Below are 19,474 nucleotides of genomic sequence, written 5' to 3'. Positions count from 1 at the left end.
CGATCATTTCACGCTGAGAGACCCGAGCAGGTCGGCGTCCAAGGGGCGTGCGGCCGCGGCGAAATCGGCCCAGGGATCCTGGCGCAGAGCCGAGAGTCGGCGGCGCAGATTCTCGACATTGTAGCGGTCGGCGCGCAGCGCCGCGTTGAGCTCGTCCCAGCGGATCGGTACCGCCACAGGGGCGTTCTCGCGGGCGCGTACCGTGTAGGAGGCCACCGCCGTCGCGCCCCGGCCGTTGCGCAGGTAGTCGATGAAGATGCGCCCCTCGCGTTTGGCCTTGGACATGTTGGTGGTCAATCGCTTGGGATCGTCCTTGGCGTGCTGTTCGGCGACGGCGCGGGCGAAGGCCTTGGCCCGGTCCCAGTCGGCGCTGGGTTCGAGCGGCACCACCAGATGCAGCCCCTTGCCGCCAGTGGTGCGCAGGAACGGCGTAAGCCCCAGCGACTCGATACGCTCGCGCAGGGTCCCCGCGACACGCAGGATCTCCTGCCAGGCGATGCCTTCGTCCGGGTCGAGATCGAACACAAGATAGTCGGGCTGCTCCAGATGGTCGATGCGGCTACCCCACGGGTGGAGTTCCAATGCCCCGGCCTGGACCAGGCTAACCAGGTCGGCGGCGGTCTCGACGTAGACGTATTCGGCGCTGCCTTTCTTTTCCGGCACGTTGACGCGCGGCACGCTGTTCGGGATGGCGGTGCGCGGATGCTTCTGGAAGAAGCATTCGTCGTTGCGGCCCTGGGGGCAGCGCACCAGCGACAGCGGGCGCCTCGCCAGGTGCGGCAGCACCCACTCTTGAATCTGTTCGTAGAAACGCGCCAGGTCGAGCTTGGTCAGCCCCTGCTCGGGAAACAGTACCCGGTCGGGGTGGGTCAGGCGCACGCCGAGCAGCGACGTCTCGCCCTTGCGGCTTGCGCCGGCCTTGCGACGAGGGGTGGGCTTGTCGTCGGCTGCCCCTTCGCCTTCGGCGGCCATCTGCTTGGATGCGGTCATGCGTATCTCCTCAGGGTTGCGGTCCTCGCGCAGGCCGCGAAAGGCCGGGTGGCGCAGGCGTCCGTCGCGGGTGCGCTCGGTGAACTCCACCTCGATCACCAGATCGGGGCGCACCCAGTGCACCGAACGGCTGTCCGGCACACTGCCGTGGAAGGGTGAGCGGTCGATCTCGAGCGTTTGCAGGGTCTCGCTCAGGCGTTCCAGCAGGCGGTTGTTGAAGCCGGTGCCGACACGGCCGGTATAGACCAGTCCTTCGTCGCCGTAGGCGCCCATGAGCAGGGAGCCGAAGCCGCTGCGCGAGCCGCCGGGATCGGTATAGCCGCCGACCACGAATTCCTCGTGGCTGACGCACTTGACCTTGAGCCAGTCGCGGCTGCGCTTCTGCTGGTAACGGCTGTCGGCGCGCTTGCAGATGATGCCCTCGAGCCCCATGTGGCAGGCGCGCTCATGGAACGCCTTGCCCTGGGTCTCGATATGGTCGGAATAGCGGAGGGTGGCGTCCTTCGTCCCGGTGGCACCGAGCAGTGCCGCGAGGGTGCGCTTGCGCTCGATCAGCGCCACATCGCTGAGGTCGTGGCCCTCTAGGTAGGGCAGGTCAAAGAGCTGATAGACGAGTTGGGCGGTGCGGCCGCTGGAGAGCGCTTCCTGCAGCTGGCCGAAGCGGGTAATGCCGTCCCGGCCCATCGCCACCACCTCGCCGTCGAGTAGGGCCGTTTCCACCGGCAGCGCCTCCAGCGTCTTGCGCAGGTGAGGAAAACGCTCGGTCCAGTCCTTGCCGTTGCGGGTGATCAACCGGACCTGGCCCCGCTCGACGCGGGCCAGCAGGCGGTAGCCGTCGAGTTTGATTTCGTGAATCCAGTCGCCTCTGGACGGCACGTCGCGGGCCAGGGTGGCGAGCTGCGGCTGCATCTCGCGCGGCAGCTTCGCGCGCCGGGCGCCGTCGAGTGTCGACGGATCGGGCAGGGCGGGGGAGGGCGTTTCCGGTGCCTCGCCATGGTTCGACGACCAAGTGGCGTCGCGGTCTTCGGCGATCTGCGCCATGCTGCGACCGCTGGCGATGCTGCTGTCATCATCGACGCTGAGCGAGGCATCCATGCGTGGCTTGTCGTCGTGGCGCTTGATCATCAACCAGTTGCGGCCATGCTTGTCCTGACGCTTCCCGCTCATGCGGGCCAGGGTCCAGCTGCCCTTGAGCCGCTCGCCGTCGAGCTCGATATCGATGCGATCCTTCTTCGGGCGGCCCTTGACTCGCCAAATGCCGCGGTCCCACAGCATCACGGTGCCGCCGCCGTAGGCTTTCTCGGGAATCACACCCTCGAAATCGCCGTAGTCGAGCGGGTGGTCCTCGACCTCCACGGCCAGGCGTTTCTCGCCGGGTTCCAGGCTCGGTCCCTTGGGCAGCGCCCAACTCCTGAGAACGCCATCCTGCTCCAGGCGCAGGTCGAAGTGGTCGTGACTCGCCGCATGCTTGTGCATGACGTAAAGGTCGCCCGAGCCCGTGACGCGGTCTGTCTCACCGGCGGGTTCCCGGGTGCGCGTGAAATCGCGCTTGCGGCGATACTCCTCGAGTCTCTCCATCGGCTCCGTCCCTTGGCCGTCGAGTTTCCCTTGACGAGGTCTCGTGTCTCAGCCTAGTTGTGCCCAGCGCAAGCGCCAACCCACTGCACCCAACGCAGCGGGCCCCGGCGTCTTCACGCCGAGGCCCATGCTGTCCTATGGTGAGGAGTCGCGCTGCGCGATCAGGCTGCCATCAGCTCCTTCTTGCGTGCCTGCATCTTCTCGCCCAGTTCTTCGAGTTCACGCTCGGACATGGTCTTCCTGGCCTGCGGAAACATCTCTTCCTCTTCTTCCTCGGCATGATGCTCGATCAGCTCCTTGAGCACCTTGGCGCGGCCGGAGAATTGCGTTCCGCCGGGGTCGGTCTTCTTCAGGTCGGGCAATACCAGGTCTTCTACGGCGCGGTGCTCCTCGTGGGCCTCGTAGTACATCTTATCGTTCTCTTTGCCGCTGGCCTTCTTGAAGGCGGGATAGAAGATCTCTTCCTCGATCTGGGTATGGACTTGCATCTCCTTCTCGATCTTGGCCAGCAGATCGGGGCGCTTCTTCTCGGCTCGCTCGGTCGTATTGACCAGCTGCTCGAGCAGGTCGCGTACTTTGTCGTGGTCTTCCTTGAGTAGATCGAGGGCATTCATGATGTTACCTCCTGTAGGCATCAATTCCTTTTGGCTTCTCACGGTGATATCGCCAATTCGCCGTGGCGAATCGAACGTTGAATTGGCATCGGCCGAATCGTTTGTTTCAAATTAGACGGGACTGACAGCGTGTCAAATCGCGCTTCGCTTCTTTAGCTTTATACAGATTGCCTGTTGCCTGAATGCTCAAAGGTTATGCATCGGTCTCTGAGTGTGCTACTGCGGCGTATCGTTGCGGCGACAGAAAAGAGGCATTGCGTGCTTTTTTGTTTCTTCGGGTTTGCGAGGGTAAAGAATCGTCTTCTACATGGAACCTTGTCCGCATCGTACTTATCTTCTGAGATGATGGAAGTACAGGAGTCTGAGCCTGGACCCAGGATGCCAGGCGCTCCCATCAATACGATCAAGGAGAGATAATGATGAAACGGAACATTTTCGTCGTCGCGCTGGAGGACCAACAGCGCCAGGAGCTCGAGACCCTACGCCACTCCGATGAGTTCGAGGTGCACAGTCTGCTATCGGTCAAGACGGCCGTGGAATCGGAGCGCTTCTCTTTCAATGCGCTGCTGGACGAGGCGCGCAGCAAGCTCGAGTCCTTTTCAGGCTCCATTGATGCCATCGTGGCTCAATGGGATTTTCCCACCAGCGTCCTGGTACCGATCCTGTGCCGAGAGTACGGCATTCCCTCGCCTTCGGTCGAAAGCGTACTGAAGTGCGAGCACAAGTACTGGAGCCGTCTGGAGCAGCAGAAAATCGTTCCCGAGGTCGTGCCAGAGTTCTGCGGCGTCGACCCCTTCGCGGAGGATCCGCTTTCCCAGGTCACGCTCGACTACCCGTTCTGGATCAAACCGATCAAGGCGTTCTCTTCTCATCTTGGTTTCAAGATCGAGAATGAGGAGCAATTTCGCGAAGCGATCAAGGAGATTCGCGAGGGCATTCGTCAGCTGGGCGATCCGTTCAACGAGGCGCTGGGCCATGTCGGCCTGCCGCCGGAAATCCAGGAAATGGATGGTAACTCCTGTATCGCCGAACAGATCGTCTCCGGCGTGCAGGGCGCCCCGGAGGGTACCGTCTACCGCGGCGAGTTCAATGTTCACGGCATTATCGCCCAGCCCAAGGCAGAAGGTAGCGAAGTCCCCTTCGATCGACTGGAGTACCCCAGCAATCTGCCGGAAACGCTGCATCACAAGATGGTCGAGGTTTCCAAGAAGTTCCTCGAGCATATCGGCTATGACAACGGCTGTTTCAACGTCGAGTTCATGTGGGACGAGGAGACCGACCAGCTCTGGCTGATCGAGGTGAATACGCGTATCTCACAGTCACACAGCGAGATATTCATCATGGTCGACGGCATGTCGAATCATGAGGTTGCCGTCGATATCGCACTGGGAGAGCGTCCCTCGCTGGTCAATCGCCAAGGGGAGTTCCCGGTCGCCGCCAAGTGTTTCATTCCCTATGAACACAAGGATGGCATCGTGCGGCGGGTACCGAGCGAGGAGGAGATCGAAGAACTCAAGCGGCGCTACCCGGGCACCATGGTGCGGCTCGATGTGGAGCCGGGCGATCGACTCGGGGACCTGATGCATCAGGACAGCTTTAGCTATCGCTTGGGAACCCTCTACATTGCGGGTGAGGATCACGATCAGATAGAGGAGCGCTACAAAGCGTGCCTCGAAGAGCTCAAGTTCGAGATCGAACCCGTACAGGACTGAACTCAAGGAGGTTTTGTGAGTGTCGTAGAGTCGTTTCCTTACCAGGTTCGCGAGATCGAGAACGTCTTTATCCCGATGCGCGACGGGGCGCAGCTGGCCGCACGGATCTGGCTGCCCGAGGAGGCCGAGCAAACGCCGATGCCGGCGATTATGGAGTACATTCCCTACCGTAAGCGCGACATTACGCGTGGGCGGGATGCCGCCAACCATGCCTACCTGGCCGGCCATGGCTATGTCTGTGTCCGGGTCGACATGCGCGGCAGCGGCGATTCGGACGGCGTGCTGACCGACGAGTACACACAACAGGAGCAGGAGGATGGCGTTGACACCATCGCCTGGCTTGCCGAGCAGCCTTGGTGCGATGGCAATGTCGGCATGATGGGCATCTCCTGGGGTGGCTTCAACAGTCTGCAGGTGGCGGCCAAGCAGCCGCCGGCGCTCAAGGCGATCATCAGCATCTGCTCGAGCGACGACCTCTACGCCGACAACATGCACTACATGGGTGGTTGCCTGCTCGGCGACAACCTGTCGGAAGCGACGGTAATGTTCGCCTTCAATACGCTGCCACCGGATCCGCTGATCGTAGGCAACCGCTGGCGCGACATGTGGTTCGATCGCATGGAGAACAGTGGGCTGTGGCTGGAGCAGTGGGTCGAGAACCAGCGCCGTAACGCCTATTGGTCGACCAGCTCGGTGAAAGAGTACTACTCGGACATTCAGTGTCCGGTCTACGCCATCGGCGGCTGGGCGGACGGCTTCACCAATACCGTGCTGCGTCTGATGCAGCATCTTGAAGTGCCGCGCAAGGGGCTGATCGGGCCCTGGGGGCACAAGTACCCCCACCAGGGGATACCGGGGCCGGCGATCGGTTTTCTGCAGGAATCGCTGCGCTGGTGGGACTACTGGCTCAAGGGCAAGGACAACGGCATCATGGACGAACCCATGCTGCGAGCTTGGGAGCAGGATAGTATGCCGCCCGACCACTCCTACTCGGAGCGCCCAGGACGCTGGATTGGCGAGTCGAGCTGGCCCTCGGAGAACGTCCATACCAGGCGCTACGGATTGGGGCCCTACACCATCCACATGGGCGAAGGACATGGTGGCCCGCACCAGCGCGACGAGCACGAGAGCGCGCTGGCGCTACAGTCGCCACTCAGTGTGGGCCAAGCCGCGGGCAAGTGGTGCTCCTACGCCGCCACGCCCGACCTGCCCGGGGATCAACGCGAGGAGGACGGCGGCTCGCTTATCTTCAGCAGCCGCCAGCTGGCCGAGCCGCTCGATATCTTCGGCATGCCCGTGGTGGAATTCGAACTCTCCTGCAACAAGCCGCAGGCGATGCTGGCGGTGCGCCTGTCGGACGTGGCGCCGGACGGCAAGTCCACCCGCGTCACTTACGGTCTGCTCAACCTCTCCCACCGCGACAGCGATGCCAACCCCGAGCCGCTGGTGCCGCATCGCCGCTACCGCGTGCGCATCCCGCTGAACGGGATCGCCCAACGCTTCTCGGCCGGTCACCAGTTGCGACTATCCGTCTCGACGTCCTACTGGCCGCTGGCCTGGCTGCCACCGGAGCCCGCCCAGGTCGACATCTACCCAGGCAGTTGCGCTCTGGTGCTGCCGGAGCGAACACCGGGCGAGGAGGACAAGCGCTTGCCCGAGTTCGACGAGCCGGAGGAGGCGCCGCCGCTGGATGTCCATACCTTCGAGGCCAGCGAACACAACTGGTTGCTGCATCGTGACCTGGCGACCAAGGAATCAACCCTTGAGGTGATCAACGATCAGGGACACTTCCGTATCGAGGACATCGGGACGGAGATCCGTCGCAGTACGCGCGAGTGGTACAGCACCTTCCACGACGACTTCACCTCGGCGCGTGGCGAGACCTATACCGAGCGCTCCTTCAAGCGCGACGATTGGAACGTGGAGATCTATACGCGCAGCATCCTGAGCTGCGATGAGAGCAACTTCTTCATTCACGCTCAGCTCGATGCCTACGAGGACGACTATCGGGTCTTCTCCAAGAACTGGGAGAAGGTAATTCCCCGCGACCATATGTGAGGCGCGCCGGCAATGGCTGGCCTGGCCGCATCCTCGGGGTGCGGCCTTCTTCTTGTGGTTTCTTCTTCGGCACGGGCTGGTGCCCGGTCGAAGCGGCCAAGCGGCGCTGGCCAGGTGAATGCTTGGTGGCTCGTCGCGGGCGCAAGCAAAAAAACCCCGGCCTATGCCGGGGTAAGGAGGGCCTACGAAACGCCCTTCACTCACGGAGAGTTGGGGTGTGTATTACTTTTTGGCGGTGAGCTGGTCATCCTCCGAGCGCTCCAGGAACTGCCGAGTGGTGTCGTCGAGATGGTCTGACAACCACTGCGCCATGGCTTCCTCTTCGCGGAGGATCTCTTCGCAGATGCGCGCGATTTCCGGCTTCGAGGCCTTCTCCGCCGCCTGGATCAGTGCCTTGTAGCTGGCGATCTCGAAGTGCTCGAAGGCATAGCTTGCCAGGCCGCCCTTGACGACCTCATCGCCAGCCATCATGCCCCCCATGGCTTGGCCGAAAGCCGCCAGCTTGCCGCCGAGATCCTTCATGGCCGACAGGTCGGCGCCGAGCAGCGAAATGCACTGCTCGATCTTTTCTGCCTGACCGCGGGTTTCGGTCAGGTGCTGTTCGATGCGCGCCTTGAGCTGCGGATAGTGTTCGAGCCGGCTGGCCTGGGCCTCCAGCATCTTCTCCGCCTGCTTTTCCATGGCGTGAGCATCGCGCAGCCAATCTTCGAGATGCTTGGGAGTCTGCGGTACGGTGCCCATGTGTTACCTCCTTGCGGTTGCGATGGTTTGAACTCTCCGCTCACTGCTTGGGCGGATTGATCTGCTCTTCCTGAGCTCCGGAGTGCGGCTTGGCCGGGCCGAGCTTGGGCTCCTGGCCCTCGGGTGCCGGCTGGTTCTTGACCGAGAACTCGCCGCGACCGTCGAAAGACGGACCCTGCGACCAGCGGCCCTGCGGAGCTTCTTTGTCGAGCAGTGTGTTGAGGTAATAGTAGGAGTGCTGCATGGCTTCGTGAGCCTCGGGCGTGGCGTTGGGTACCGGGAGCTGTGCCTCCATGCCGCCCATTTCCTCGATAACGGCCAGCCACTGTTGCTGATGCATGGTGTCGCGGGCTATCAGGAAGGAGAGAAAGTCCTTCATGCCGTGGTCGTCCGTCCAGTTGTACAGGCGCGACGCCAGCACCCGACCGCTCGCTTCGGCGGTAACGTTGGCTAGCATATCGGCGGCCACGTTACCGGTGGCGTAGATGTGGCTCATGTCGAACGGGACGCCGTTCGAATTGACGGGCATGGCGGACAAGCCCGATGAGAGCAGATGCCTGGGGTTGGCGCCGCCGAGTATGGCGCGTACCACAGGATCCTGGGCCGATTTCTCCTGGTAAGAGACGGGAGCGCCTTCCAGGTTGAGCGCCACTGCATGGGCAAGCATCTCTATGTGGGCCAGCTCCTCGGTCGCCGTCGACATCAGCATGTCGCGGATCCTGTCATCACCGCGGGCCCCCATGGCCTGGAAGAAGTACTGCATCGCAACGCGGATTTCGCCCTCGACACCGCCGATCGCCTGCTGCAATAGCATGGCGAACTCCGGATCGGGCTTGTCTACCTTGACGGGGTATTGGAGCTTTGACGAATGGTGAAACATGACGTCTCCTTCGTCTTGCTTGCGCCGGTAACGGCTAAGGCAGTGCGCATCTAACCCCAGACCAGGGAAAGTGACCTGCCAGCGGCCGCCCGGTGGGTGAGAAGAAGCTGCCGGAGACCATTCTCCGGCAGCCTGGGTTGTTCAAAGCTTGGGGAAAGGACGGTGCTTAGCTGTTCTTGCCGCCCTTGCGACCGGCCTCAGACGCTTTTTGGCGATCGTTGGCGAAGTTGCCGCCGCTTTGCTGACCGCCTTTCTGGCCGGCTTGTGAGGCTTTCTGGGGATCGTTGGCGAAGTTGCCACCGCTGTGCTGGCCGCCCTTGCGACCGGCCTCGGAGGCCTTCTGGGGATCGTTGGCGAAGTTGCCACCGCTGTGCTGGCCACCCTTGCGACCGGCTTCGGAAGCCTTCTTCGGATCGTTTGCGAAATTACCGGGATTCTGGTTACGCTGTGGCATCGTGTTTCTCCTTAACGTTACACCTGCATGCGTCTATGCATGCAATCCGTACTTCCCTTTACCGGCATCCGGCATCACTGGCGTATGCCATCGTCTTTGAAGATAGAAGGCACGTGAAACAGCCTTCAAGGACGATGCTGTATTCTTATGCAAAGAAAGGTGTCGCTTTTTCTGGCCGGGCACGTCTTGCTGGCGAAACATACCGACCATCCATTGTCGACAACCGCGTGCATATACTTGGGAAAGCGTTCCGGCATGGGGTAACATGCGGTTATCAATCGATGAGCCCAGTGTGGCGGCTCTGGCCCCGCGCTCGAGGAACCGGAGGAGTATCATCCATGGCCTTTGCCCAGAAATTCATCGTTGCCGATGACCATCCGCTGTTCCGCGCAGCGCTGACGCAGGCACTGCGCCAGCTGGCGCCTCAGGCCGAAATCGTGGAGTCCGACACCATGGAAGCGACTTGCGAAGTGGTGACACGTCATCCGGATGCCGATCTGATTCTTCTCGACCTTCACATGCCCGGCGCCCATGGCTTCTCCGGCCTGATCCAGCTACGGGGCCAGACGCCCGACATTCCGGTGGCCGTGGTATCGGGCAGCGACGAGCCACATGTCGTGCGTCGCGCGATCGATTACGGGGCCTCCGGCTTCATTCCCAAGTCCTCATCACTAGCGCTGATCGCTGAGGCGGTGGGAGAGATCCTGGACGGCGAGGTATGGCTGCCGCAGGAACTGGCCGACGCGTTGGGCGACGGCAGCGAGGAGGAGGCGCGGTTTGCCGAGGCTATTGCTTCGCTAACTCCGCAGCAATTCCGTGTGCTCAACATGCTCACCGAGGGCCTGCTCAACAAGCAGATCGCCTATGAGCTGAACGTTTCGGAAGCCACTATCAAAGCTCACGTTACCGCCATTCTGCGCAAGCTGGGGGTGCATTCCCGGACGCAGGCGGTGATCGCGGCCCAGAAGCTCGAGGTGGAGCCGCCCAAGGTGGAATCCTGACCTTCGGCCATGAGCTTGAAGCGCGGCGCTTTGCGCCTGGAAGTTTGAAGCTGAAAGAATAACCGCCTCCGTGGCCAGGGCCATGGAGGCGGTTTTGTTTAGGCTGGCTTCGGGCTTCGGGCTTCGGGCTTTGGGCTTCGGGCTTCGGGCTTCGGGCTTAGAGTGTCAGCTCTCCTGCCGTGTGGCACGGCTGGCCTGTAGCGTTCGCGTCAGCAGGGCGCGCAGCGCGGCGGGGCGAACCGGCTTCTGCAGCAGCTGATAGCCGCTTCGCCGAACCTTTTCCGCGACCTCCTCGGTACGGTCGGCGGTTATCACGATGCCTGGCACGGCATTCTCCAGCCGCTCGCCCAAGGCCTCCAGTGCCATCAGACCGGTGACCTCGTTGTCGAGATGGTAGTCGGCCAGTATCGCATCCGGTTCGCCGTCCAGGTTGCGTAGGACTGATTTGGCGCCGCCGATACTGGTCGCGGTATAGACCTCGCAGCCCCAGCCCGAGAGCATCGCTTTCATGCCTTCCAGAATCAGCGTCTCGTTGTCGATGCATAGGATACGGGTACCGGCCAGCTTGTTGCCGGCGCGGCGCGGTGCTGCATCCTCCTCGGCGCGCTCAGCCTCGCTGCGAGGGGCGACGACGGGAACGCTGACCGCGAACATGGTGCCGTAGCCTTCCCGCGAGCGCACCGTGATCGGGTGGTCGAGCACCCGACTCATACGGTCTGCGATCGACAGTCCCAGCCCCAGCCCCTTTTCGCTCTCCTTGTGTCGCGAGACCTGATCGAGGCGGCGAAACTCCTGGAATATTTCGGTCTGTTTGGATTCGGGAATCCCGGGACCGCTATCCCACACCTCGATGGTGAGCCGCTCCCCGCGGCGTCGACAGCCCAGCAGCACCCGACCCTCCTGGGTGTAGCGAAGCGCGTTCGAGAGGAAGTTCTGGACGATACGACGCAACATCTGGGGGTCGCTATCGACCCAGGTGCGGGTGGGTACCACCACCAGGTCGAGACCGCGCTCTTCGGCCATGACTTCGAACTCGGCGCGCAGCGGACGGAAGATATCGGCCAGGGCGAAGTGGCTGCGTCGCGGGGTGAGGGCACCGGCGTCGAGCTTGGAAATGTCGAGCAGGGTACCGAGCAGTTCCTCGGCCGCCTGCAGCGAGTTGTCGATATGGCCGATGGTGCGCTTCATGTCGATGGCGTCCAACTCCTGGGACAGCGCCGAGGTGAACAGCCTGGCGGCATTGAGCGGCTGCAGCAGGTCATGGCTGGCGGCGGCGAGGAAGCGTGTCTTCGAAGCATTGGCGTCCTCGGCCACCTGCTTGGCCTGACGCAGGGCCTGCTCGGCCTCGGCTCTCACGCGGTTCTCCTGGCGCAAGGCGCTGTTGGCCTCGGATAGCGCCTGGGTTCGCTCGCGTACCCGCTCTTCCAGCGTTTCGTTGGTCTCCTTCAGCGCGATCTCGGCCAGGCGGCGCTCGGTGATGTCCTGGTAGAGGGCGAAGAAGCCGAGTATCGCACCGCTGTCGCCGAAGTGCGGGGTGTAGGTCACCAGCATGTAGCGCAGGTCGTCGGTAATGCGCATCGAGACTTCGAAGCTGACCCGCTCGCCGGCCAGGGCACGATGTATCCAGGGCTCGCGCTCGCGCGCCATGTCGTCGCTGATCACGCTATCGACGTGCTTGCCGATCACCTCGTTGCGGTCGATGCCGAAGGCCTGTTCGTAAGCACGGTTGGTGAAGAGGTAGCGGCACTCCTTGTCGAAATAGGCAATCAACGCCGGCACGTTGTCGGTATAGATGCGGATGTTGTTCTCGGAACGGATCAGCGCTTCCTCGATGCGCTTCTGCTGGGTGATGTCCTGGTAGGTGTAGACGAAGCCGCCGCCGGGCATGGGATTGCCTTGTACCTCCAGCACGCTGCCGTCCTGGCGGTAGCGTACGTAACGATGGGGCTGACCCTCGCGAATGTTGTCGATTAGCAGCTGCACGTGCTCTTCCGGATCGCCGGGGCCGTATTCGCCGTTATGGGCGTTGTAGCGGAAGATCTTGTCCATCGGTGCCCCGACCCGGATCAGGTGGTCGGGAAAGCGGAACAGCTCGAGATAGCGCTGGTTCCAGACCACCAGGCGCATGTTCTGGTCGACCACGCTGATGCCCTGATTGATATTCTCGATGGTGGCCTGGAGCAGAGCGCGGTTGAACTCCAGCACCTGCGAGGCTTCGTCGACGATGGAGATCACGTCGGAGATGCCGATGCCGCGCCCCTGCAGCGCCGAGTTGACCACGATGCGTGCCGAGGAGGCGCCCAGCACCGAAGCCAGGAAGCGCTCGGTGAATTGAATCACGTCGATGGAGGCCCGATTGCCGTCTTCCAGCGGCTTGCCCGTGCGGCGCGCGTAGTCCTCGAAGGCTCGGGCCACCTGGCTGGCGCCGAGGAAGCGTTCGCACAGCACCTTGAGATCGCCGACGGTGGTGGCCCCGGTCCAGGGGCGGTTGACCGAGGTCTGTCGGGTCTCGACGCTATCGACGAACAGCGAGGCCTGAATGCGTTCCACGACTCGCTGCGAGGTGATCTGGGAAACGAAGATATAGCAGAACAGGTTGACCCCGAGCGAGAGCATCACGCCGTGGGTGAAAGGATCGCCGAAGTTGAGCCCGAACAGCGAAGTGGGTGTCAGCCACGGATGATTGAAGGGTCCGCCGGCGAGCCAGTGACTCGGCAGGACGCCGCCCTGAATCATCGTCGGCATCAGCAGGCTATAGACCCAGATGGCGAAGCCGGCGTTCATGCCCACGATCACCCCGAGACGGTTGCCACGTTTCCAGTAGAGCCCGCCGAGCAGGGCGGGGGCGAACTGGGCCGCCGCGGCGAACGACAGCATGCCGATCGAAGCCAGCGAATTGAACTCGCCGATGAGATGGTAGAAACCGTAGGCCAGCGCCAGGATTGCGCCGATGGTGATGCGCCGTGCCTGGAGCACCAGGCGACCGTAATCGCGCGGCCGGGTGTCGAGCCAGCGCAGGCGGAACAGCAGCGGGATCACGATCTCGTTGGAGATCATGATCGAGACCGCCACCGTGGCCACGATCACCATGCCGGTGGCCGCGGAGAAGCCACCGATGTAGGTGAGCAGGGTTAGCCACTGTTGGCCGGCCGCCATCGGCAGCGCAAGCACGAAGGTATCGGGCTCGACCGTTCCGCCTGGAAACATCGACAGCCCGGCGGCGGCGATCGGGAGAATGAAGAAGGCGAAGGCCACCAGATAGAGCGGGAACAGCCAGCGTGCCTTCGCGGCGTCGTCCGGGTGAGTGTTCTCCACCACTGCCACATGGAACTGGCGTGGTAGGCAGAAGACCGCCAGCATGGCGAGCAGGGTCTGGGCCCAGAAACCTCGACCGAAGTCCTGGTCGGCCAACTGGCGCTGCAGCTCTAGCTGGGTATCGGCGAGGGCCATCAGCTCGCCGAGCCCGTCGAACATGCCCCAGGTGACATAGATCCCAAGTATCAGAAATGCCAGCAGCTTGACTATCGATTCGAAGGCGACGGCATGAATCAGGCCTTCATGGTGTTCGGTGGCGTCCGTATGTCGTGTGCCGAACAGAATGGCGAATGCCGCCATTACGACCGCGACGAAGAAGGCGGTGTCGGCGAACAGCGGGGCGTGAGTGATATCGGCGGCGTCGGTCAGCACGGCAAAGGAGGTGGCGACGGCCTTCAGCTGCAGGGCGATATAGGGCAGCGTGCCGACCAGAGCCACCAGGCTGGCGAAGGCGGCCAGTGACTGCGCCTTGCCATAGCGCGAGGCGATGAAGTCGGCGATCGACGTGATGTTCTGCCGTTTGGCCACGCGGATCATCTTGGCCAGAATCGGCCAGAACAGCAGAAACGTGAGGATCGGCCCCACGTAGATACTGGCGAACGACCAGCCGGCGGTAGCGGCCTGGCCGACCGCGCCGTAGAAACTCCATGAGGTGCAGTAGATGGCCAGCGCCAGGATATAGATGACGGGGCGCCGACGGCTGGCGCCATGCTTGCGGGCACGCCGGTCGCCGAGCCAGGCAATGATGAACAGCACGGCAATGTAGAGCAGCGAAACGGCGATCAATAGCCAACCGGCGAACATGCGCTTCCCCCCAGAAGATTGCCGACCATTCTAAAGGGTATTGCGACGCGAGGGCACGCGCCGGGCCGTTGGCGGACCTTACCCGTTGGTGCAGACCGCTTCGTACAGCGGCGAGGATGCATCCACTTCGTGCAGTGCCTGCAGGTTCGGGCTGCGGTCCTCGCCGGTCAGCGGCACCATTTCACGGGTTGCGCAATTCATCAGGTGAGGCTGGTGGTCCAGGCGATCCACGTACTCCCTCTCGAAGCGGTAGAGAATGAATTCGACCAGGGACTCTCCATCGACCTCTTGATACCTCGTGCTGCTCTGATCGACCACGCTGAAGCCGACCGTCAGAGGGAGGGCGTAGGTCCAGGGGCGCCAGAACATGCGCTCTTCCTCGGTTTCGACCACCTGCGCCGTCGCCGGCAGCTGGCTGCGCTTGTGCTCGAACCAGCTGTACTCGTGATTAATCTGGTAGCCGAGGATGCCCAGCCCGGCAAAGACCGGAACGATCCAGCGGGGCAGTCTCTTGGCGCTCAGGGTTCGGAGCAGGAGTCCGACGCCTGCGGCGCCCAGTCCGGCGAAGACCGCCGCAATCAAGTGCCAAATCATGTTGGGAGCTTCCTGACAGCCATCGGGCTTCCCGTAGGAAGCCCGATGTGAGATGGGTTCCGGCGCCGGGACGACGCCGGGGTGGGATTATGACTCAGTGATCGACCGCCATGCCAGCTCCCTTGGGATAGCGAACGCTTTCCACCAGTTCCTGGATTTCCTGTGGCGGCTCCTGGGTCACCCTGGAGATGGCGAAGGCCACGGCGAAGTTGATGAGGGCGCCGACCGCCCCGATGGACAGCGGCGAAATACCCATCACCCAGTTGTCCGGCGTGTCAGGCAGGTTGTTGGTGCCCGGGATGAAGAACCAGCCTTTGTAGACGAAGATGTACGCCAGAGTGAAGACCAGACCGGACAGCATACCGGCGATGGCACCCACGTTGTTCACCCGCTTGGAGAAGATCCCCATCATCAGTGCCGGGAACAGCGAGGCGGCGGCGATACCGAAAGCTAGCGCCACCACCTGAGCGGCGAATCCTGGCGGATTGGCCCCCAGGTAGGTGGCCACCACGATGGCGACTGACATCGATATCCGCGCCGCCAGCAGCTCGCCCTTCTCGGAGATATTGGGATTGATCGAACCCTTGATCAGGTCGTGACTGATCGCCGAGGATATCGCCAGCAGCAGACCCGCGGCCGTCGACAGGGCTGCTGCCAGACCGCCCGCGGCGATCAGGCCGATAACCCAGCCGGGCAGGTTGGCGATCTCCGGGTTGGCCAGTACCAGGATATCGTTGTTGACGCTCAGCTCGTTGCCTTCCCAGCCGCGATCGGTGAAGTCGGCGCTGTCGTTGTAGAACTGAATGCGGCCATCGTCGTTCAAGTCCTCGAAGGAGATCAGGCCGGTTTCTTCCCAGGTGCGGATCCACTCGGGACGGTTTTCATAGAGGATGGGGTTGGTGGCGGCTTCCTCCATGTTCTCGACCTGGCCGGCCATCTCGGGATAGACGGTTGTCGCCAGGTTCAGGCGCGCCATGGATGCTACGGCCGGAGCGGTCAGGTAGAGAAGACCGATGAACACCAGGGCCCAGCCGGCGGACCAGCGCGCGTCGGCCACTTTCGGCACGGTGAAGAAGCGGATGATGACGTGGGGCAGACCGGCGGTACCGATCATCAACGTCAGGGTGAACAGCACCATATTGAGCTTGTTGTCCACATCCGCCGTGTACTCATTGAAGCCCAGCGCGGTGACCACTTCGTTGAGCTTGGTCAACAGCGGCACACCGGATTCGGCATGGTCGGAGAACAGACCTAGCGGGGGAAGCGGATTGTTGGTCAGCTCCAGGGAGATGAACACCGCGGGAATGGTATAGGCGACGATGAGCACGATGTACTGGGCCACCTGGGTATAGGTGATCCCCTTCATGCCACCCAACACCGCATAGAAGAACACCACCACAGCCGCAATGATCAGACCGGTGGTTGCATCGACCTCCAGGAAGCGAGAGAAGGCTACGCCCGCGCCCGCCATCTGGCCGATGACGTAGGTCACCGAGGCCACGATCAAACAGATCACTGCCACCAGTCGGGCTTGCTTGCTGTAGAAGCGGTCGCCGATGAACTCGGGAACGGTGAACTTGCCGAACTTGCGTAGGTAGGGAGCCAGCAGCATGGCCAGCAGTACGTAACCTCCGGTCCAGCCCATGAGGAAGGTGGAGTTGGCATAACCACCTGCGGCGATGAGGCCCGCCATGGAAATGAATGACGCCGCTGACATCCAGTCGGCGCCGATCGCCATGCCGTTGGTGACCGGGTGAACCCCACCGCCGGCGACGTAGAAATCCTTGGTAGACCCTGCCTTGGCCCAAATCGCGATGCCAATATAGATGGCAAAGGATCCGCCAACAAATAACAGGTTGATGGCAAATTGACTCATGCTGGCTTACTCCCCGAGGCCGAACTGCTTGTCGAGCCGATTCATCTTCCAGGCATAGAAGAAGATCAGGACGATGAAGGTCAGGATGGATCCCTGTTGGGCAAACCAGAATCCGAGATCTGTACCGCCGACAGGAATTCCTGAAAGCAGGGGGCGGAACAGGATGGCGCAGCCGTAGGAGACGAATGCCCAGACGATCATGCAGCCGGTTATGAGGCGCAGGTTCGCCTTCCAGTATGCAGTCGCGTTGGATTTGTCATCAGCCATAGTGTTGCTCTCCACTTGTTTTTAAGGTTGGGAAGTCGCACCGAGGGAGGTCGAGTTTCATCAGGGAGGTCACACGAAGCGAATCGAATCAGGTGGCCTCGACGACGGCGCGGCACGCGCCCTTTTTCTTGTCTGATCCCTGCGAACGAGCCGCTCTTCCCACCACTTCGTACTGCCGATTGTCGAGTCGCCTTATCGACTTACGATCGCCGGTATGACTCATGGGCAATACTGGTCAATAACGAAAAAAAATAAATCCCAGACTTTGGTATCATGAGCAGACTATAATGAACTGATATTAATTATTTTTCTTTATATACAGTGTGTTATGGTAATTTTCCTCTCCTGTTCCGATGCCGGTGGATGAGCCGATAGACGAATGTCTAGCACAGAGGTTATTGGACTTTTGTCTAGAGGCTTTGCTCTGTGTCGATAGCCCCACGACCATTGTCTAACATGCTTGCATTGGTTCTCGTCGGGTCAAATAAACCTTAGTACGTTGGTCTAGGTTATATCCGAAAAGTCGGCCCTGTTATGCTGCATTGAACCGCGCCATTGGAAACGCATGCCCAGGTGTCTTGCGACGTTCGGGCAACAAAGCCATAGGTGACGTGGGTAGGGCTTTTCTGGCACAGAGGTCGCCATCTAGGCTTTCCGCCAGCTTGCCCGGTCGGAGATGGCGGCGCGCTACATCGAAGTCGTATGCCGATGCCGACCGACGATCAGGCGGTTCATGACGGCCGTTCAACGAGGGCAACAGCATGGTCGAGGTCGATCTCTCACAACCGCCTTTCTCCCTGCTCGACGAGGCGGGGCGAGAGCGGGTTCGCCATGGCGTCGACCTGGCCTATTTCGAACGCGACGAGATCATCCTCGAAACCGGTCAGCCCGGCGAGTACGTCTTTTTGATTCACAAGGGCGAAGTGGCCGAGCTGGATACCACCCAGCCGGGCGCCCGCGAGCGAATCGGGCATTACACCGCAGGGGATCTGTTCGGCGCCATCAGCATTCTCAACGGCAAGAGCCGCTACCGCTTTCGCGCCGAGCAGGAAAGCCTCTGCTACCTGCTGCCCAAGGCGCTGTTCCTGCAGCTCTGCGACGACTATCCGGCCTTCGCCGAGTTCTTTCGCCATACCCTGGCGCACAAGGCTCGGCTACTGACCGAGCAACGTGCCGAGAGCGGCGTGACCATGGCCGGCTTCATGTTGGCGAGAGTCAGCGAATGCATGCGCCCTCCGCTGTGCATGGGACCGCACACCACCATCGCCGAAGCCGTGACCAGGCTGCATGAGAGTCACGCCGACAGCTTGCTGGTCGAAGGCGAGCGGGGCGCCGGCATGGTCACAAAGACCGATCTGCTCAATGCGCTGGTGCTCGAAGGACATGGCCGGGACAGTCCGCTGCGAAACATCGCCCACTTCGAGTTGGTGACCGTGCGGCCCGACCAGTACCTGTTCGAAGTGCTGGTGTCGATGACCCGCTGCAAGGTGGAGCGGGTGGTGGTCATCGAACAGGAAGCGCCCATAGGCGTGGTTGAGTTGACCGATGTGCTGAGCTACTTCTCCAGCCGCAGCTACGTGGTCAGCTTGCAGGTGGAGCAGGCCGATAGCCTCGACGCCCTGTTCCGTGCCAGCCGTCGGACCCCCGAGCTGATCAAGGCGCTGATGGCTCAAGGCGTCAAGCTGCGCTTCGCCATGGGACTGCTGGCGGCGCTCAACGGGCGCATCATGTCCAAGGCCTGGGGATTTCTCGTCGACGAGCGCTACCAGCACGACAGCTGTCTGATGGTGATGGGCAGCGAAGGGCGCGGCGAACAGATCCTCAAGACCGACCAGGACAACGGCCTGATCCTGGCCGATGGCCTGGAGTGGCCCGGTGTCGACGAGCAGATGCAGCGCCTCACCGAGACGCTGATAGATCTGGGCTACCCACCCTGCCCGGGCGATATCATGGTTTCCAATGCCGAATGGCGGGGAACCGTATCGCAGTGGCGCGAGCGCATCGCCCGCTGGGCTCAGGCCCGCGACGGCGACAGCCTGATGAAGCTGGCCATCATGCTTGATTCGCATGCGGTGGCGGGCAATCCGGCGCTGCTCGACAGCGTCCGCAAGGCACTTTTCGAGCAATGTTCGCGCGACGAGCTCCTGCTCTCTTATTTCGCTCGCACGGCGCTGCGCTTCTCCACGCCGCTGACGCTGTTCGGCTCGTTGAAGAAGCCGCAGCACGGTATCGATATCAAGAAGGGGGGAATTTTCCCCATCGTGCACGGGGTGCGCACCATGGCGCTCGAACGGCGAATCCAGCCGACCTCGACCCTAGAGCGGCTGGAGGCACTGGCCGCCGACGGGCGCCTGAGTGAGCGTGTCGCCGAAGATCTGGCCGAAGCGCTGTCGCTGTTCACCGAGCTGCGCCTGAAACAGCAACTGGAGCGTCTGGACGGGCAGGTCCCCAACAAGAGTTCCGATCGCGTGGTGGTGCAGCAGCTGTCGTCGCTCGAGCGCGACCTGCTGCGCGAAGCGCTGCATATCGTTAAGGATTTCAAGCAGAGTCTGTCGCAGCGCTATCACCTCGAATACTCCTGATGCAATGC

Annotated in this window: 13 protein-coding genes; 4 read left to right on the top strand and 9 right to left on the bottom strand. The window is 62.0% G+C overall.

Going from position 1 to position 19,474, the window contains the following annotated elements; translation table 11 throughout:
- Positions 1-3: 3 nt before the first annotated feature.
- Together ligD and CYJ07_RS05830 are read right to left on the bottom strand one after the other, a co-directional pair.
- A complete protein-coding gene (gene ligD / locus CYJ07_RS05835; RefSeq protein ID WP_104202739.1) occupies positions 4-2,568 on the bottom strand; it encodes a DNA ligase D in 2,565 nt (854 codons plus the stop codon).
- A 161-nt stretch (positions 2,569-2,729) separates the two neighbouring features.
- Positions 2,730-3,182: a hemerythrin domain-containing protein gene (locus CYJ07_RS05830; RefSeq protein ID WP_104202738.1), complete on the bottom strand. Its 453-nt coding sequence runs from the start codon at positions 3,180-3,182 to the stop codon at positions 2,730-2,732.
- Positions 3,183-3,601: 419 nt separating this feature from the next.
- Here CYJ07_RS05830 and CYJ07_RS05825 point away from each other — a divergent pair, with 419 nt between their 5' ends.
- Entirely contained in the window at positions 3,602-4,894 is a 1,293-nt protein-coding gene (locus CYJ07_RS05825; protein ID WP_104202950.1) for an ATP-grasp domain-containing protein, read from the top strand.
- A 15-nt stretch (positions 4,895-4,909) separates the two neighbouring features.
- Positions 4,910-6,952 carry a CocE/NonD family hydrolase gene (locus CYJ07_RS05820; RefSeq protein ID WP_197038262.1) on the top strand — a complete coding sequence of 681 codons (2,043 nt, stop codon included), beginning with the start codon at positions 4,910-4,912 and terminating at the stop codon, positions 6,950-6,952.
- Positions 6,953-7,174: 222 nt separating this feature from the next.
- On the opposite strand, the gene CYJ07_RS05815 is transcribed toward CYJ07_RS05820, so the two are convergent.
- The 3 genes from CYJ07_RS05815 to CYJ07_RS20945 form a co-directional block, all read right to left on the bottom strand.
- Positions 7,175-7,693, bottom strand: a complete 519-nt coding sequence (locus CYJ07_RS05815) for a ferritin-like domain-containing protein (protein WP_104202737.1) — start codon at positions 7,691-7,693, stop codon at positions 7,175-7,177.
- 40 nt (positions 7,694-7,733) lie between these two features.
- A complete protein-coding gene (locus tag CYJ07_RS05810; protein WP_104202736.1) occupies positions 7,734-8,573 on the bottom strand; it encodes a manganese catalase family protein in 840 nt (279 codons plus the stop codon).
- Between the two features lie 166 nt (positions 8,574-8,739).
- Positions 8,740-9,027 carry a con-10 family general stress protein gene (locus CYJ07_RS20945; protein WP_104202735.1) on the bottom strand — a complete coding sequence of 96 codons (288 nt, stop codon included), beginning with the start codon at positions 9,025-9,027 and terminating at the stop codon, positions 8,740-8,742.
- A gap of 338 nt (positions 9,028-9,365) precedes the next feature.
- Here CYJ07_RS20945 and CYJ07_RS05800 point away from each other — a divergent pair, with 338 nt between their 5' ends.
- Positions 9,366-10,028: a LuxR C-terminal-related transcriptional regulator gene (locus CYJ07_RS05800; protein ID WP_104202734.1), complete on the top strand. Its 663-nt coding sequence runs from the start codon at positions 9,366-9,368 to the stop codon at positions 10,026-10,028.
- Positions 10,029-10,193: 165 nt separating this feature from the next.
- Here the strand turns inward: CYJ07_RS05800 and CYJ07_RS05795 are convergent, their stop codons facing one another.
- The 4 genes from CYJ07_RS05795 to CYJ07_RS05780 form a co-directional block, all read right to left on the bottom strand.
- On the bottom strand, positions 10,194-14,147 hold the full coding sequence (locus tag CYJ07_RS05795) for a hybrid sensor histidine kinase/response regulator (protein ID WP_104202733.1): 3,954 nt from the start codon (positions 14,145-14,147) through the stop codon (positions 10,194-10,196).
- A gap of 78 nt (positions 14,148-14,225) precedes the next feature.
- Complete coding sequence (locus tag CYJ07_RS05790; RefSeq protein WP_104202732.1) at positions 14,226-14,741, bottom strand: hypothetical protein; 516 nt, start codon at positions 14,739-14,741, stop codon at positions 14,226-14,228.
- Between the two features lie 94 nt (positions 14,742-14,835).
- The gene (locus CYJ07_RS05785; RefSeq protein ID WP_104202731.1) at positions 14,836-16,617 is read right to left on the bottom strand and encodes a sodium:solute symporter family protein; all 1,782 of its coding nucleotides are present in this window, start codon (positions 16,615-16,617) and stop codon (positions 14,836-14,838) included.
- Positions 16,618-16,623: 6 nt separating this feature from the next.
- Positions 16,624-16,884, bottom strand: coding sequence for a DUF4212 domain-containing protein (locus CYJ07_RS05780; protein ID WP_104202730.1), 261 nt, complete (start codon positions 16,882-16,884; stop codon positions 16,624-16,626).
- Positions 16,885-17,645: 761 nt separating this feature from the next.
- Here CYJ07_RS05780 and CYJ07_RS05775 point away from each other — a divergent pair.
- The gene (locus CYJ07_RS05775) at positions 17,646-19,466 is read left to right on the top strand and encodes a putative nucleotidyltransferase substrate binding domain-containing protein (RefSeq protein ID WP_104202729.1); all 1,821 of its coding nucleotides are present in this window, start codon (positions 17,646-17,648) and stop codon (positions 19,464-19,466) included.
- Positions 19,467-19,474 lie beyond the last annotated feature (8 nt).

The organism is Billgrantia saliphila (genome assembly GCF_002930105.1).
GTDB classification, from domain to species: Bacteria; Pseudomonadota; Gammaproteobacteria; order Pseudomonadales; family Halomonadaceae; genus Halomonas; species Halomonas saliphila.
The sequence above is the reverse complement of the archived record's forward strand: the minus strand, read 5'-3'. Positions and strand labels throughout refer to the sequence as shown.

Coding starts and splice junctions, on each gene's coding strand:
- ligD (WP_104202739.1), bottom strand. CDS start 2,568: ATGGAGAGACTCGAGGAGTATCGCCGCAAGCGCGATTTCACGCGCACC.
- CYJ07_RS05830 (WP_104202738.1), bottom strand. CDS start 3,182: ATGAATGCCCTCGATCTACTCAAGGAAGACCACGACAAAGTACGCGAC.
- CYJ07_RS05825 (WP_104202950.1), top strand. CDS start 3,602: ATGAAACGGAACATTTTCGTCGTCGCGCTGGAGGACCAACAGCGCCAG.
- CYJ07_RS05815 (WP_104202737.1), bottom strand. CDS start 7,693: ATGGGCACCGTACCGCAGACTCCCAAGCATCTCGAAGATTGGCTGCGC.
- CYJ07_RS05810 (WP_104202736.1), bottom strand. CDS start 8,573: ATGTTTCACCATTCGTCAAAGCTCCAATACCCCGTCAAGGTAGACAAG.
- CYJ07_RS20945 (WP_104202735.1), bottom strand. CDS start 9,027: ATGCCACAGCGTAACCAGAATCCCGGTAATTTCGCAAACGATCCGAAG.
- CYJ07_RS05800 (WP_104202734.1), top strand. CDS start 9,366: ATGGCCTTTGCCCAGAAATTCATCGTTGCCGATGACCATCCGCTGTTC.
- CYJ07_RS05795 (WP_104202733.1), bottom strand. CDS start 14,147: ATGTTCGCCGGTTGGCTATTGATCGCCGTTTCGCTGCTCTACATTGCC.
- CYJ07_RS05790 (WP_104202732.1), bottom strand. CDS start 14,741: ATGATTTGGCACTTGATTGCGGCGGTCTTCGCCGGACTGGGCGCCGCA.
- CYJ07_RS05785 (WP_104202731.1), bottom strand. CDS start 16,617: ATGAGTCAATTTGCCATCAACCTGTTATTTGTTGGCGGATCCTTTGCC.
- CYJ07_RS05780 (WP_104202730.1), bottom strand. CDS start 16,884: ATGGCTGATGACAAATCCAACGCGACTGCATACTGGAAGGCGAACCTG.
- CYJ07_RS05775 (WP_104202729.1), top strand. CDS start 17,646: ATGGTCGAGGTCGATCTCTCACAACCGCCTTTCTCCCTGCTCGACGAG.